The following is a 14,159-nucleotide window of genomic DNA, read 5'->3' as shown; positions in this document are numbered from 1 at the left end:
GGGGAGGAGTCGTCGTGGCGTCGCTGGGAGACCTGGAGCGCACCGTCATGGACGTGCTGTGGGCGGCCGACGGGCCGGTCGCGGCGGCCGAGCTGCGCGACGCGCTGGCCGACCGCGAGCTGGCGCTCACCACCGTGCACACCGTGCTGTCCCGGCTGGAGGCCAAGGGCTTCGTCGAGCACGACGACGCCCGGCCGCGCCGCTTCCGGCCGCGGGCGAGCCGCGCCGACCACGCCGCCGAGCTCATGCACGAGGTCCTCGGCCAGGCCGGCGACCGGCAGGCGGTGCTCGCCCGGTTCGTCGGCGGCGTCGACCCGGAGGAGGCCCGCCTCCTGCGGCAGCTGCTCAGCGAGACGGCGCCGGACGCGCGCTGACGTGCTGCCCGCGACCGCCGCGGCGCTCGCGGTCCTCGCCGCCCTGCTGGCCTGGCCGGTGCCGGCGCTGCTCGGCCGTGCCCGGTGGCCCCGGCGCGATCCGCTGGTGGCGCTGGTCTGCTGGCAGGCGATCGGGCTGGCCGGTGGACTGTCGATCATCGGCGCGCTGCTCGTGCACGGGCTGGCGCCGTGGGGGCACTCGCTGCCGGAGGCCGGCTGGGCGGTGCTGACCGGGCACCCCGCCCGCGACCCGGTCCGGGGCGACCACTGGGTCACCCTCACCCTGGCCGGCGTCCTCGCCGCCGAGCTGCTCGGCGTCCTCGCGCTGTCGTGGGTGCGGACCGCGCGCACGCGGCGGCGGCACCGGGCGCTGCTGGAGCTGGTCGTGCAGCCGTCGCCGGCCGCCCCCGACGCCCGGCTGCTCGAGCACCCCGCGCCGGTGGCGTTCTGCATCCCCGGCGCCCGCCCGCTGCTGGTGCTGTCCTCGGGGATGGTCGCCGAGCTCGACGACGGGCAGCTGGCCGCCGTCGTCGCGCACGAGCGGGCGCACCTGGCCGAGCACCACCACCTCTACCTGCTGCCGTTCGTCGCGTGGGAGGCGGCGCTGCCGGTGCTGCCCGCGGCCGCCCGCGCGCACGCCGCGGTCCGCGAGCTGGTGGAGATGCGCGCCGACGACCGGGCGGTGACCTCGCTGGCCGGGCCCGACCCGCGGCGCACGCTGGCGCAGGCGATCGTCGTCACGGCCGGGGGAGCGGGCGGGGGCGTGCCGAGCGGCGCGCTGGCGGTGACCGGCGGCGCGGTCGCCGCCCGCGTGCTGCGGCTGGTCAGCCCGCCCGCCCCGCTGCCGGCCGCCGCCCGGGCCGTCGCCCTGCTCTGCGCCGGCCTGCTCCTGCTGGTCCCGACCGTCCTGCTCCTGCTCCCCGCCCTCTGAGGGGCGCCTCCGCGGAGGTGCTCAGGCCCGGGTGGGCAGCGTCGCGGGGAAGTCGACGCCGGTGAGCTCGGCCGACGCCGTCCACAGCCGGGCCGCCGTCGCGACGTCGCTCGCCGCGTTGGAGCGCCCCACGAGCGTCGGGGCGCCGCGGGTCTCCATCAGCTGCCCCGGGCCGGCGTAGCTGCCGCCGGGGAGGTCGGCGGTCGCGGCGAACAGCGTCGGCAGCGCGCCCTGCTCGGCGGACTGGGCGACCACCCGGTTGCCCAGCAGCGCGAACGCGTCCTTCAGCCGGTTGCCGGTGCGGCCCTGCAGGTTGGTGGCCGCCCAGCCCGGGTGCGCGGCCAGCGCCCGCACCGGCGAGCCGGCGGCAGTGAGCCGGCGCTGCAGCTCCAGGGTGAACAGCAGGTTGGCCAGCTTCGAGGCGCCGTAGGCGCGTTCGGCCGAGTAGCGCCGGGTCTGCCAGTCGAGGTCGGCGAGGTCGAGGCCGCCCATCCGGTGCGCCGTCGAGGCGACCGTCACCACCCGGTCGGTGAGGTGCGGCAGCAGCAGGTTGGTGAGCGCGAAGTGGCCGAGGTGGTTGGTGCCGAACTGCAGCTCGAAGCCGTCGGCGGTGCGACCCTGCGGCACCATCATGATCCCGGCGTTGTTCACGAGGACGTCGAGCGGACCGTCCCAGGCGTCGGCGAAGGCACGCACCGAGGCGAGGTCGGCGAGGTCGAGGGAGCGCGCCTCGACGTCGCCCGGCAGGCCGGCGGCGGCCGACTCGCCGCGGGCGGGGTCGCGCACGGCGAGCACGACGCGCGCGCCCCGCTCCGCGAGCGCCCGGGCGGTGGCCAGGCCCAGCCCGCTCGTGGCACCGGTGACGACGACGGTGCGCCCGGTCTGGTCGGGGATGTCGGCGGGGGTCCAGCTGCTCGTCATGCCGGGTCCAACGCGGCGGCGGGCGCCGGTGTGCCGGGCGGCACCGCGGAGGTGTCGTTGCCCGGCAGCGGGCGGAACCGGCGCAGCCGCAGGCTGTTGGTGACGACGAAGACGGAGCTGAACGCCATCGCGGCCCCGGCGATCATCGGGTTGAGCAGCCCGGCCATCGCCAGCGGCAGCGCGGCGACGTTGTAGGCGAACGCCCAGAACAGGTTCCCCTTGATCACCGCGAGCGTGCGGCGGGCCAGCCGGACGGCGTCGGCGGCGGCGCGCAGGTCGCCGCGGACGAGGGTGAGGTCGCTGGCCTGGATGGCGACGTCGGTGCCGGTGCCCATCGCCAGCCCCAGGTCGGCCTGCGCCAGCGCCGCCGCGTCGTTGACGCCGTCGCCGACCATCGCCACCGTCGCGCCCTCGGCCTGCAGCCGCCTGACGACGTCGACCTTGTCCTGCGGCAGCACCTCGGCGACCACGTCGTCGACGCCGACCTCGGCGGCGACCGCGCGGGCGGCGGCGGCTGAGTCGCCGGTGAGCAGCACCGGCCGCAGCCCGAGCGCGCGGAACTGCCGCACGGCCGCCGCCGACGTCGGCTTGACGGTGTCGGCGACGACGAGCACGCCGCGCACGGCGCCCTCCCAGCCGACGGCGACCGCGGTGCGCCCGGCGGCGTCCGCGTCGGCGACCGCCGCGGCCAGCTCCGGGGGCAGCGGGCCCACCAGCGCGGGCCGGCCGACGACGACCGGCACACCCTCGACGGTGCCCCGGACGCCCAGCCCGGCCTCGCTGCGGAACCCGGTGACGGCCGGCAGTGCGCCGGTGCGCTCGCGGGCGGCGGACGCCACGGCCGCGGCGATCGGGTGCTCGGAGGCGTCCTCCAGCGCGCCGGCCCGACGCAGCACCTCGGCCGCGTCCTCGCCGTCGGCGGCGACGACGCCGGCCAGGCTCATCCGGCCGGTGGTGACGGTGCCGGTCTTGTCGAGCACGACGGTGTCGACCCGCCGCGTGGACTCCAGCACCTCCGGGCCGCGGACCAGGATGCCGAGCTGCGCGCCGCGGCCGGTGCCGACCATCAGCGCGGTCGGCGTGGCCAGCCCGAGGGCGCAGGGGCAGGCGATGATCAGCACGGCGACGGCGGCGGGGAACGCCCCGGCCACGCCGGCGCCGGTGCCGATCCAGAAGCCCAGGGTGGCCAGCGCCAGCGCGAGCACGACCGGCACGAACACCCCGGACACCCGGTCGGCCAGCCGCTGCACCTGCGCCTTGCCGTTCTGCGCCTCCTCGACCAGCCGCGCCATCTGCGCGAGCTGGGTGTCCGCGCCGACCCGGGTGGCCCGCACGACCAGCCGGCCGCCGGCGTTGACCGTGGCCCCGACGACGGCGTCGCCCGGGCCGACCTCCACCGGCACCGGCTCGCCGGTGAGCATCGAGGCGTCGACGGCGGAGGAGCCCTCCACGACCTCGCCGTCGGTGGCCACCCGCTCGCCGGGCCGGACGACGAACAGGTCGCCGGCGTGCAGCTGCTCCACCGGCACGCGCACCTCGGCGCCACCGTTGCGGAGGTCACCGCGCAGGACGGACACCTCGCGGGCGCCCATCTCCAGCAGCGCCCGCAGCGCCGACCCGGCCCGCCGCTTGGCGCGCGCCTCGGCGTAGCGGCCGGCCAGCAGGAAGGTGGTGACGCCCGCGGCGGCCTCGAGGTAGACGTCGCCGCTGCCGTCGCCGCGGGTGACGGCCAGCGAGAAGGGGTGCGTCATCCCGGGCTCGCCGGCGGTGCCGAGGAACAGCGCGTACAGCGACCAGCCGAACGCGGCGAGGGTGCCCAGCGAGACGAGGGTGTCCATGGTGGCCGCGCCGTGGCGGAGGTTGGTCCAGGCGGCGCGGTGGAACGGCCGGCCGCCCCACACGACCACGGGGGCGGCCAGCGTCAGCGAGGCCCACTGCCAGTACTCGAACTGCAGCGCCGGGACCATCCCGAGCAGCACGACCGGCAGGCTGAGCGCCGCGGAGACGAGCAGCCGCTGCCGCAGCCCGGCGTCCGGTGGGAGGGCCCCGTCCTCCTCACCCCTCGCGAGCTCGGGGCGAGCCTCGGGACGGGGCCGAACGGGGAGGGCGGCGGTGTAGCCGGCCTTCTGCACGGTCGCGACGAGGTCCTCGGGCGCGACGCCGTCGCCGAACGTGACCCGGGCCTTCTCCGTCGCGTAGTTGACCGTGGCGGTCACGCCGTCGAGCCGGTTGAGCTTCTTCTCGATGCGGGCCGCGCAGGAGGCGCAGGTCATGCCGCCGATCGACAGCTCGATCTGCGTGGGGGTGGTCACGGGGCGCTCCGGGCGGTGAGGGAGAAGGCGGCGGTCCGGACGACCTCGCCGTGGCGGAAGTCGAGGAACAGGCGGTGCTCGCCGGCCGCGGGCACCTCGACGGCGAAGCGCACCTGCCCGCCGGCGTCCCCGGTGGGGTGGACGTGCAGGTAGCCGAGGTCCCCGGCGCGCAGCGCGACCAGGTGGCCGCGGGCGCCGAGGTGGGGCTGCAGGTCGGTCACCGGCGCGCCGTCGCGGCTCACGGTGAGCACGACCTCGGATTCCCGGCCGGCCACCAGGTCGCCGTCGAGGGTGACGGTGTAGCCGTCCACCTCCGCGGTCGCCGCGGGGGCGGGCAGCGGCGCGGGCTCCCACGCGCCGCCGACGGCGAGGTCCGCGCCGAGCACGACGTCGCGCCCGAGGTCGGTGGGCGTGGCGTCGGCCAGCACCCGCCAGGCGCCGGGCTCGAGCGCGACCGTCGTCGTCCAGGTGCCGTCGGGGGACAGCTCGGGGTGCACGTGCTGGTAGCCGGTGAGGTCCCGGCGGACGACGACCAGGTGCAGGTCCTGCTCGTGCACGGTCTCGTAGGCGGTCACCGGGTCGCCGTCGGGCCCGAGCAGCCGGAACGACAGCGGGACGGCGGCCCCGGCGGGCAGGACGTCGTCGGCGAGGTCGAGGGTGTGGCCCTCGGCCGAGACGGCGAGCCCGGCGGGCAGGTCGTGCTCCTCGGCGGGAGCCGCCGCCGCGTGCCCGCCCTCGTCCGCGTGCTCCGCGGTGGCGTCCCCGGTGGCGGCCGGTGGTCCGCCCACCGGGCCGGCGAGGGCGCCCACGCCCCAGCCGGCGCCGAGGACGGCGGCCGCGGCGCCGAGCGTGGCGGCGACCCGGGTGGCGGTGCGCACGACGGCTCCCTCCCGACCGGCCGCGTCAGCGGCCGGCGACCTCGTAGCCGGCCTCCGCGACGGCGGCGCGCACGGCGGCGTCGTCGACGGGGGCGTCGCTGGTGACGGTCAGGCCGCCGCTGGCCAGGTCGACCTCGACGTCGGTGACGCCGGAGATCCCGCTGACCTCCTCGGTGACCGAGGCGACGCAGTGCTGGCAGGTCATGCCGGTGACGGTGTAGCTGGCGGTGCTCATGGCGGGGTCCTCCGGGTGGGGGTGGGGATCAGGAACGGACGAGCCGGGCGATCGCGGCGGAGGCCTCGCGGACCTTCGCGTCGGCCTCCGGGCCGCCGGTGGCGACGGCCTCGGCGACGCAGTGCGACAGGTGCTCCTCGAGCAGGCTCAGCGCCACCGACTGCAGCGCGGAGGTCATCGCCGAGACCTGGGTGAGGATGTCGATGCAGTACTTCTCGTCCTCGACCATGCGCTGCAGCCCGCGGGCCTGGCCCTCGATGCGGCGCAGCCGCTTCAGGTGGTCGTCCTTGCGGTGGATGTAGCCGTGGACGTGGCCGGGGGCGCTCTCCGAGTCGGTCACGCGGACGACTGTACCCCTACCCCCAGGGGGTATCAACTTCCGTCCTGCTCCGGCTCCTCCGGGCGGCCGGCGCGCAGGCGGGCGACGGTCTCGCGCAGCCGCACGGTGTCCGCGCGCGCGTCGGCGAGCTCGTCCTGCAGGCCGAGGATGACCTCGGCGGAGGCGAGCGTGTGGCCGTCGTCGAGGAGGCCGCGCAGCCGCGCGGCGAGGACGAGCTGGTGGCGCGAGTAGCGCCGGTGGCCGCCGGGGGAGCGGTGCGGCTGCAGGACCCCGGAGCCGTCGAGGCTGCGCAGGAAGGCGGCCTGGACACCGAGCAGCGCGGCGGCCTGGCTCATCGTGAGCGCCGGGAAGTCGGGGTCGTCGAGCCGGCGCACGGCGTCGGCCGCCGGGTCGGCCTGCTGCGGCTCGCCCTGCCGGCGGTCGTCGGGGCCGGCCACGGGACCTCCTCCTCCCTGCGGTGCCGGGGCCCGACGGGCCCCGGATGTGGCGCGGGGGCCGGGCCGTACCGGCCCGGCCCCCGCGGACGGGACGCCGATCAGCTCTCGACGGCCCGGGTCTCGCCCTGGGCGGGCTCCTGCTCGCCCTCGATGGTCCGGCTCTCCACCGCGGCCGGCACGTCGGCGCGGGTCACGGTGATCTTGCGGGCGCGGGCCTTCTCCGCCACGGGGATGCTCACGGTGAGCACGCCGTCGTGGTAGCTGGCCTCCAGCCGGTCGGTGTCGAGGCTGCGGCCGAGGACCAGCTGCCGGGTGTAGGCGCCGTAGGGACGCTCGGCGACGGCCCACTCCGCGCCCTCCAGCTGCGGGACGGAGCGCTCGGCGCTGACGGTGAGCGTCGTGCCCTCGATCGACAGGTCGATCGAGCCCGGGTCCACGCCGGGCAGGTCGAAGTGGGCGACGAACTTGTCACCGACGCGGTAGGCGTCCATCGGCATGCCCGACAGGGCGCGGGCGGTGCCGGGGCGGCCGGTGAGCTGGTCCAGCGCGCGGAAGGCGGCGGACGTGGCGGCGAACGGGTCGTACGCGGTCAGCATGGCTGGTGAACCTCCTGGGAGATCCGGTGTGGAGTTCGCTGCCCGGGGATGAACCTCCAGTGGCAACTGGAGATTACCTCGACCGGACACCCTTGTAAACGTCTCTCGTCGGCTATTGTTCCCGGCCGCGCATGGACCGCGGGCAACGGGGGCAGACCCCGGGCATGGACGAGCACCGAGAGACCGGTGGACCCGCGGCCGAGGACCCCGGCGCCGCGCCCCACGAGGGCGAGCCCCAGGTCGACGCCCGGCTCGACGGCGACGTCAGCTGCATCACCGTGACCGGTGAGCTCACCGAGGCCGCCCGCCGGCCGCTGGTCCGCGTGGTCACCGACCAGCTGCTGTCGGTGCCCACGCTCTCGCGGGTGGAGCTGGAGCTGAGCGGCGTCTCCTACATGAACTCCGCCGGGATGGCCGTCCTCGTGCAGCTGCAGCGGATGACCCAGCCGCGGGCGGTCACCGTCGCGCTGGTCGAGCCGCCGGCCGCGGTCGCGCGGCCGCTGCAGCTGACCGGCCTGTGGCGCCGCTTCGAGGTGGTGGGCGAGGGCGCCGGACCGGCCGACGCCGGCGGCGCGCCGCCGTCGGGGGGTCCCTCGCGGCGCCCGGACGGGCCGGACGGCCGCAGCGCCTGACCGGCGCCGCGCGACCGCGGTGTCGGGCGGTCCCGGGCCGGGGGCTGCTCCTAGCCTGGCCGGGTGCCGCCCCACACCCACAGCCACGGGCCCGACCCCGACGCGCCCCCGCCGAGCCCGGAGACGCTGACCCGGCGACGCCGCGCGGTCACGCTGATGCTCCTGCTGCTCGTGCCGGTCGGGCTGGCCACCGTGGTCGGCCTGGTCGCGCTCTGGCCCGGCGGCGAGCCGACCCGCGCCGAGCAGGTCGCGGCCACCTTCCTCCCGGCGGGGACCACCTACGCCGACGCGCGGGTGGTCTCGCTGCAGACGCTGCCCTGCGGTGAGGCCGGGACCGGGCAGGCCACGTGCGCCACCGCCGTCGTCGAGGTGCTCGAGGGCGACGGCGCGGGGGACTACCAGCAGGTCGACCTGTCGGCCGAGGTGGTCGCCAACGGGGTGGGCGAGGGCGACACCCTCGTGCTCACCCGCGACCCCGGCGCCGAGGGCGGCCCGGACTACCAGTTCGCCGACTTCGAGCGGACCACGCCGATCGTCGTCCTCGCGGTGGCGTTCGCCCTCGTCGTCGGGGCGGTCGCGCGGCTGCGCGGGCTCGCCGCGCTGGTCGGCCTCGCCTTCGCGTTCTTCGTGCTGCTGCGGTTCGTGCTGCCGGCGCTGCTGGAGGGGTCCTCGCCGACGCTGGTCAGCCTGGTCGGCTCGGCGGCGATCATGTTCGTCGTCCTGTACCTCGCGCACGGCTTCTCCGCCCGGACGACGACGGCGCTGGTGGGCACCCTGTTCGGCCTGGCGCTGGTGACCGTGCTGGGGTCGGTGGCCGTCGACGTCGCGCGGCTGACCGGGCTCACCAGCGAGGAGACCATCCAGCTGCTGACGTTCGACCCGACGCTGGACTTCTCCGGCCTGGTGATCGCCGGGGTCGTCGTCGCCGGCCTCGGCGTGCTCAACGACGTCACGATCACCCAGGCCTCGGCGATCTGGCAGCTCAACGAGGTCGACCCGGCGATGGGGTGGCGGCAGCTGTACCGCCGCGGCATGGCCGTCGGCCGCGACCACATCGCCTCCACCGTCTACACGATCGTCTTCGCCTACGCGGGGGCCGCGCTGCCGCTGCTGCTGCTGTTCGAGGTCTACACGCAGCCCGCCGGCGTCACGCTCACCAGCGCCGCGGTGGCCGAGGAGGTCATCCGCACGCTGGTCGGCGCGATCGCGCTGGTGCTGGCGGTCCCGGTGACGACGGCGGTCGGCGCGTTCTTCGCGACCGCGGCCGGGACGGCGGCCGGCGCGGCCCCGGAGCGACGCCTGTCGGGCCTGCGTGCGAGGTTCGCCCGGTGAACACGCGCACCGACCGGCCCCGTCCAGAGGCTCGCGCCGAGCTCGCGAGGCGGGAGGAGGACGGGGTCCTTCGACTACTGGCGGCCGCCGAGGCCGCACCCGGGTTCATGCCGGCCGACGAGGGCCGCGCCCTCTACGAGGCCGCCCGCGCGGTGGCGGTGCCCGGCCCGCTGCTGGAGATCGGCTCGTGGATGGGCAAGTCGGCGCTGTACCTCGCCGCCGCGGCGCGGGAGACCGGCCGGCAGGTGGTCACCGTCGACCACCACCGCGGGTCCGAGGAGCACCAGCCCGGCTGGGAGTACCACGACCCGTCGCTGGTCGACCCCGCCGTCGGGCGCATCGACACCCTGCCGCGGTTCCGCCGCACGATCGCCGACGCGGGAGCCGAGGACGTCGTCGTCGCCGTCGTCGCGCGGTCGGAGGTGCTCGCGCCGCTGTGGACGACCCCGCTGGCACTGCTGTTCCTCGACGGCAGCCACACCGAGGAGTCCGCGCGCCGCGACCAGGACGCCTGGGTGGACAAGCTCGCCGTCGGCGGCACGCTGGCCATCCACGACGTCTTCCCCGACCCCGCCGACGGCGGCCAGGCACCCTTCGGCGTGTACCGCCGGGTGCTCGCGTCCGGGGACTTCGAGGAGCTGCCGGGCACCGGCTCGCTGCGGCTGCTGCGCCGTGTCCGCTGACGCGCTGGGCGCCGAGCGGGCGGCCGCCCAGGCGCAGATCGAGGCGCTCACCCGCCAGTTCGACGAGATCGTCGCCGCGTCGCGGGCGTCCAACGCCGACGACGAGCACGACCCGGAGGGCGCCACCATCGCCTTCGAGCGGCAGCAGGTGGCGGCGCTGCTGGAGCAGGCGCGCCGCCGGCTGGCCGACGTCGACGCCGCCGTCACCGCCGTCGAGGCCGGCACCTACGGCCGCTGCGAGACCTGCAGCGGGCCGATCGCGCCCGAGCGCCTGGCCGCCCGGCCCACCGCCCGCACCTGCATCAGCTGCGCGCGCTGACCTCCGCTCGCACCGACAGGCGGGGCAGCAGCAGCTGGGTGAGCGGGCCGATGGCGAGGGCGTAGGCGACGGTGGCGACGCCGAGGGTGCCGCCGAGCACCCACCCGGTCGCGACGACGGCGACCTCGATCGTGGTGCGCACGAGCCGCACCGACCCGCCGGTGCGCCGCACGAGCCCCGTCATCAGCCCGTCCCGCGGGCCCGGCCCCAGGTGCACCCCGACGTAGGCGGCCGTGGCGACGGCGTTGAGGACGATGCCCGACACCGCGAACGCCGCCTGCGCCGCCAGGTGCGACGGCGCGGGCAGGACGGCGAGCGTGCCGTCGACGGCGACGCCGATGACGACGACGTTGCTCACCGTGCCGATCCCCGGCCGCTCCCGCAGCGGGATCCACGCGAGCAGGACCAGCGCACCCACGACCACGGTGACCAGCCCGAGCGACCAGCCCAGCCGCTGCGCGAGGCCCTGGTGCAGCACGTCCCACGGCGTGACCCCGAGCGAGGACCGCACCAGCAGGGCCATCGACGCCCCGTACAGCGCGAGGCCGGCGTAGAGCTGGACGAGGCGGCGCGGGAGACGGGCCGACACGGGAACCGGACGGTGCTGCAACACGACCGCCACTCTGCTGCGCGCCCGGCCCGGCTCCTACGGGCCAATCGCCCGGATTGGCCTGGTCCCGGGGCGCCCGTCGTCGACCTGGTGCCGCCTCAGCGGGGCCGAGACAGCAGCAGGTCGACACCGGGCGCCGGAGCGCCGGCGCTCACTCGCCGGTGACGCCGTCCAGGGCCTCGCGGATCAGGTCGGCGTGGCCGTTGTGCCGGGCGTACTCCTCGACCAGGTGCACCAGGATCCAGCGCAGGGAGAACTCGTCGTCACGGCCCCACGGCCGGTCCGCGGTGTCCAGCGGCAGCCGGCCGACGACCGACCGCACCGCCTCCGCGACCGCCCGCCACGTCGCCCACGCCGCCTCGACGTCGGCCGCCGTGACGGTCGCGGGGTCCACCCGGAACTGCTCGTCGCGGTCCCGCACCACGTCGGGCCAGAGGTCGAACGGCAGCCCGCCGAACCCGACCAGCCAGCCGGCCTCCACCGCGGCCAGGTGCCGGACCATCCCCAGCAGGGTCAGCTCCGACGTCGGCACCGCCCGGGTCGCCAGCTGCCGCGGCGTCAGCTCCGCGCACTTCCACTCCAGCGTCTGCCGCTGGTACTCGAGGAAACCCAGGACGGTGGCCGTCTCCTCCGCCACCAGCGGCGGGTCGGTGCGGTGGTCCGGCGGCGTCACGGGGTCCCCTCAGCTGACGTAGCGGCGGGCGGTGGAGCGGCGCTGGGCGGCGTCGAGCGCGGCGAACCGGGCCTCCGCGTGCGGCGGCAGGACCCGCCGCTCGCGCACCAGCCAGGGGATCCCGCGGACGGCGGCCCACAGCCCCTGCGCGGTCACCCGGTCCCGCGGCAGCGTGGCCAGCAGGTGCACGGTGCGCCGCAGCGCCGGGCGCAGCGGGCGCCGCAGCCACGTCGTCCAGAGGGTGTTGCGGATGCCGTCGCGGCGGCGGCGGTGCCCGTCGCGGGCCTTCGACGCCTGGTGGTGCACGGTCAGCTCGGGCAGGTAGCACAGCTCCCAGCCGGCGGCGGCGAGGTCGCCGGCCATGAGCTCCTCCTCCCCACCCAGCCACAGCCGCTCGCTGAAGCCGCCGACCTCGAGGAACGCCTCCCGCCGGACGACGCTCGCGCCGGCGAGGAAGGACCCGAGCGCCGGGCCGGGCAGCCAGCCGGCGCCGGGGACGGGGGAGTCGCGCAGCTCCGGCACGATCGGGTCCTCCCGGCCGCCGGGCTCGACCAGGATCCGCGCGGTCACCACGGCCAGCCGCGGGTGCGCGTCGAGGACGTCGGCCGCCGTCCGCAGCGACCCCGGGTCCCACCAGGTGTCGTCGTCGCAGAAGGCCACGTACGGCGTGTCCAGCCGGCCGACGCCGACGTTGCGGCCGATCGCGCCCAGGTTCTCCGGGCTGGCGACGAGCTCCACGGCGGGGAAGCGCCGGGTGATCGCCTCCGCGGTCCCGTCGGTGGAGCCGTTGTCGACGACCACCACGTGCGGCCGCTCGGGCAGCGCCCGCAGCCGGGACAGCGCCCCGAGCACCTCGTCGCGGCGCTGGTGGGTGATCACGACGACGGCGACCCGCGGGTCGCTCCCGATCTCCTGCGGCCGTGCGGCGGTGGCCGTCACGCGGCGTCCCCGGCCAGCAGGCGCAGGTCGGCCAGGACCTGGGCGGGCAGCCGGCGACGGCGGCGCAGCGCGGCGGGCAGGTCCGGCAGCGCCCGCCGCACCCCCTGGCGCCCGGGCGCCCCGGCCCGGAGCGCGGCGCCCACGGTGCGGGCGACGTCGCGCAGCGGCAGCCGCATCACCGCGGTGAGCAGCTTCGAGCGCCAGATCGCGGCCTGCCGGGCGGCGGGGTCGGACCGCCGGACCGAGGGGTGGTGGTGCACGGTCACCGAGTCCACGTAGGCGATGTCCCAGCCGGCGGCGGCCAGGTCCAGCGACAGCCGCTCCTCCTCGCCGGGGAAGCGCACCACCGGGTCGAAGCCGCCGACGGACAGGAACGCCTCGGTGCGCACCATCGCCGCGCACGCGATGAAGCCGAGCAGCCGCGGTCCGGGCAGGTGCGCCGGGGTGCCGAGGGGGCTCGCGGCCAGCTCCGGGCACAGCGGGTCCAGCCGCTCCTCCGGGCCGACGAGGACCCGCGCGTTGAGCACCGCCAGCCGCGGGTGCGCGCGCATGACCGCCGCGGCGCGGGCGAGGTCGCCGGGCGCCCACCACGAGTCGTCGTCGGCGAAGGCCACGAACTCGCTGCCCGCGTGCCCGGCGCCGATCGTGCGGGCGTGGGCCCCGGCGTTCTCGACCAGCGGCAGCACGGTCACCTGCGGCAGCGCGGCGCGGACGGCGTCGACGGTCCCGTCGGTGGAGCCGTTGTCCACCAGCACGACCGGCGCCTCGTGGCGCGGGAGCGTGGCCAGCAGGTCCGCGCGCCGGTCGCGGCTCATCACGACGACGCTGACGCCGTCGGGGGTGGGGGTGCGGGGGGTGCGGGGCCGTACCGACGTGCGCGTCACGCGGAGGCACTGCCCGGCAGCGTCGCTGCCGAACCGGCGTCCTCGGTGCCCGGCGCGGGCAGCGCCGCCGGGTCGGCGAACAACCCGCAGGCGGGTGTGGCGCCGGCCAGCGCGTCCGCGGCGAGCACCACCGCCGCCGCGGTCCACGTCGTCCGCTCGACCGGCCAGCGCGCGTCGTCGGGGTAGACGAAGCCGGTCCAGTACGAGCCGTCGTCGTGGCGCAGGTGCTGCATGGCCGCCACCTGCTCCAGGGCGGCCTCCGGCTGCCCGGCGACGACGAGCGCCAGCGCCAGCTCGCAGGTCTCCGCGCCGGTCACCCACGGGCGGTCGGCCACGCAGCGGGCGCCCAGGCCCGGGACGACGAAGCGGTCCCAGTCCGCCGCCAGCCGGGCGCGGGCGGGCCCGCCGGTGACCGCGCCGGCCAGCACCGGGTAGTACCAGTCCATCGACCAGCGGGAGCGGTCGGCGAAGGCGGCGGGCTCGGTGCGCAGCGCCGTGCCGAGGCCGGTGACCGCCAGCTCCCAGTCCGGCTGCGACTGCCCGGCCAGCTCCGCCAGCGCGATGCCGCAGCGCAGCGCCTGGAACAGGCTGGCGTTGCCGGTGAGCAGCGCGACGTCGTCCGGCGTGCCGTCGGGCCGCAGCGCCCACCCGATGGCGCCGGAGGCCAGCTGCATGTCCACGACGAGGTCCAGGCCGCGGCGGACGGCCGGCCACAGCTCGCGGACCAGTCGCTCGTCGCCGCTGGCCAGCCACGTGTGCCACGCCCCGACGGCGAGGTAGCCGGCGTGGTTGCTCTCGACGGCGGGCTGGGTCTCGGCGCCGTCGCGATACTCGGCGGCCCAGGAGCCGTCCGGGCGCTGCCGGGCGGCCAGCCAGCGGTAGGCCGCCGCCGCCCGCGCGTGCTCCCCGCCGACGTCGAGGGCCATCGCCGCCTCGACCGAGTCCCACGGGTCCAGCTGCCCCCCGCGGAACCACGGCAGCGACCCGTCGCGGCCCTGCTCGGCGGCGATGGCGGACACGGTGCGCCGCACGGCGGCCCCGTCGAGGACGCCGGGCAGCTCGG

General features: G+C 77.2%; 18 protein-coding genes. 6 read left to right on the top strand and 12 right to left on the bottom strand.

The window, feature by feature from the left end; translation table 11 throughout:
- The first annotated feature begins 14 nt into the window (after nt 1-14).
- Both ACI79Z_RS04425 and ACI79Z_RS04420 read left to right on the top strand, forming a co-directional pair.
- Entirely contained in the window at nt 15-374 is a 360-nt protein-coding gene (locus ACI79Z_RS04425; RefSeq protein WP_387990711.1) for a BlaI/MecI/CopY family transcriptional regulator, read from the top strand.
- Nucleotide 375: 1 nt separating this feature from the next.
- Nucleotides 376-1,305, top strand: coding sequence for a M56 family metallopeptidase (locus ACI79Z_RS04420; protein WP_387990714.1), 930 nt, complete (start codon nt 376-378; stop codon nt 1,303-1,305).
- Between the two features lie 21 nt (nt 1,306-1,326).
- Here the strand turns inward: ACI79Z_RS04420 and ACI79Z_RS04415 are convergent, their stop codons facing one another.
- The 7 genes from ACI79Z_RS04415 to ACI79Z_RS04385 all read right to left on the bottom strand — a co-directional run bounded on the left by ACI79Z_RS04415 (nt 1,327) and on the right by ACI79Z_RS04385 (nt 7,024).
- The gene (locus ACI79Z_RS04415; protein WP_387990717.1) at nt 1,327-2,226 is read right to left on the bottom strand and encodes an oxidoreductase; all 900 of its coding nucleotides are present in this window, start codon (nt 2,224-2,226) and stop codon (nt 1,327-1,329) included.
- The gene (locus tag ACI79Z_RS04410; protein ID WP_456901814.1) at nt 2,223-4,538 is read right to left on the bottom strand and encodes a heavy metal translocating P-type ATPase; all 2,316 of its coding nucleotides are present in this window, start codon (nt 4,536-4,538) and stop codon (nt 2,223-2,225) included. The genes ACI79Z_RS04415 and ACI79Z_RS04410 overlap by 4 nt, the downstream gene beginning before the upstream one ends.
- The gene (locus ACI79Z_RS04405) at nt 4,535-5,416 is read right to left on the bottom strand and encodes a hypothetical protein (protein ID WP_456901813.1); all 882 of its coding nucleotides are present in this window, start codon (nt 5,414-5,416) and stop codon (nt 4,535-4,537) included. The genes ACI79Z_RS04410 and ACI79Z_RS04405 overlap by 4 nt, the downstream gene beginning before the upstream one ends.
- A gap of 25 nt (nt 5,417-5,441) precedes the next feature.
- On the bottom strand, nt 5,442-5,651 hold the full coding sequence (locus ACI79Z_RS04400; RefSeq protein ID WP_456901812.1) for a heavy-metal-associated domain-containing protein: 210 nt from the start codon (nt 5,649-5,651) through the stop codon (nt 5,442-5,444).
- A gap of 28 nt (nt 5,652-5,679) precedes the next feature.
- Nucleotides 5,680-5,991, bottom strand: coding sequence for a metal-sensitive transcriptional regulator (locus ACI79Z_RS04395; RefSeq protein ID WP_387990729.1), 312 nt, complete (start codon nt 5,989-5,991; stop codon nt 5,680-5,682).
- 32 nt (nt 5,992-6,023) lie between these two features.
- Entirely contained in the window at nt 6,024-6,428 is a 405-nt protein-coding gene (locus tag ACI79Z_RS04390; protein WP_456901811.1) for a helix-turn-helix domain-containing protein, read from the bottom strand.
- A gap of 98 nt (nt 6,429-6,526) precedes the next feature.
- Complete coding sequence (locus ACI79Z_RS04385; RefSeq protein WP_387990735.1) at nt 6,527-7,024, bottom strand: Hsp20/alpha crystallin family protein; 498 nt, start codon at nt 7,022-7,024, stop codon at nt 6,527-6,529.
- Between the two features lie 164 nt (nt 7,025-7,188).
- Here ACI79Z_RS04385 and ACI79Z_RS04380 point away from each other — a divergent pair, with 164 nt between their 5' ends.
- The 4 genes from ACI79Z_RS04380 to ACI79Z_RS04365 all read left to right on the top strand — a co-directional run bounded on the left by ACI79Z_RS04380 (nt 7,189) and on the right by ACI79Z_RS04365 (nt 9,990).
- On the top strand, nt 7,189-7,656 hold the full coding sequence (locus ACI79Z_RS04380; protein WP_387990737.1) for an STAS domain-containing protein: 468 nt from the start codon (nt 7,189-7,191) through the stop codon (nt 7,654-7,656).
- Between the two features lie 63 nt (nt 7,657-7,719).
- Complete coding sequence (locus ACI79Z_RS04375) at nt 7,720-8,988, top strand: YibE/F family protein (RefSeq protein WP_456901810.1); 1,269 nt, start codon at nt 7,720-7,722, stop codon at nt 8,986-8,988.
- 107 nt (nt 8,989-9,095) lie between these two features.
- On the top strand, nt 9,096-9,671 hold the full coding sequence (locus ACI79Z_RS04370) for a class I SAM-dependent methyltransferase (protein ID WP_456901809.1): 576 nt from the start codon (nt 9,096-9,098) through the stop codon (nt 9,669-9,671).
- Nucleotides 9,661-9,990: a TraR/DksA family transcriptional regulator gene (locus ACI79Z_RS04365; protein ID WP_456901808.1), complete on the top strand. Its 330-nt coding sequence runs from the start codon at nt 9,661-9,663 to the stop codon at nt 9,988-9,990. The genes ACI79Z_RS04370 and ACI79Z_RS04365 overlap by 11 nt, the downstream gene beginning before the upstream one ends.
- On the opposite strand, the gene yczE is transcribed toward ACI79Z_RS04365, so the two are convergent.
- From yczE to ACI79Z_RS04340, 5 genes are all read right to left on the bottom strand, one after another.
- Complete coding sequence (yczE, locus tag ACI79Z_RS04360) at nt 9,974-10,579, bottom strand: membrane protein YczE (RefSeq protein WP_387990748.1); 606 nt, start codon at nt 10,577-10,579, stop codon at nt 9,974-9,976. The genes ACI79Z_RS04365 and yczE overlap by 17 nt on opposite strands.
- A 172-nt stretch (nt 10,580-10,751) precedes the next feature.
- Nucleotides 10,752-11,273: a DinB family protein gene (locus ACI79Z_RS04355; RefSeq protein ID WP_456901807.1), complete on the bottom strand. Its 522-nt coding sequence runs from the start codon at nt 11,271-11,273 to the stop codon at nt 10,752-10,754.
- Nucleotides 11,274-11,282: 9 nt separating this feature from the next.
- Nucleotides 11,283-12,212, bottom strand: coding sequence for a glycosyltransferase family 2 protein (locus ACI79Z_RS04350; RefSeq protein WP_456901806.1), 930 nt, complete (start codon nt 12,210-12,212; stop codon nt 11,283-11,285).
- Entirely contained in the window at nt 12,209-13,027 is an 819-nt protein-coding gene (locus tag ACI79Z_RS04345; protein WP_456901805.1) for a glycosyltransferase, read from the bottom strand. The genes ACI79Z_RS04350 and ACI79Z_RS04345 overlap by 4 nt, the downstream gene beginning before the upstream one ends.
- 65 nt (nt 13,028-13,092) lie before the next feature.
- On the bottom strand, nt 13,093-14,127 hold the full coding sequence (locus ACI79Z_RS04340; protein ID WP_456901804.1) for a prenyltransferase: 1,035 nt from the start codon (nt 14,125-14,127) through the stop codon (nt 13,093-13,095).
- Nucleotides 14,128-14,159 lie beyond the last annotated feature (32 nt).

This window comes from Geodermatophilus sp. SYSU D00663, assembly GCF_054050655.1.
The sequence above is the reverse complement of the archived record's forward strand: the minus strand, read 5'-3'. Positions and strand labels throughout refer to the sequence as shown.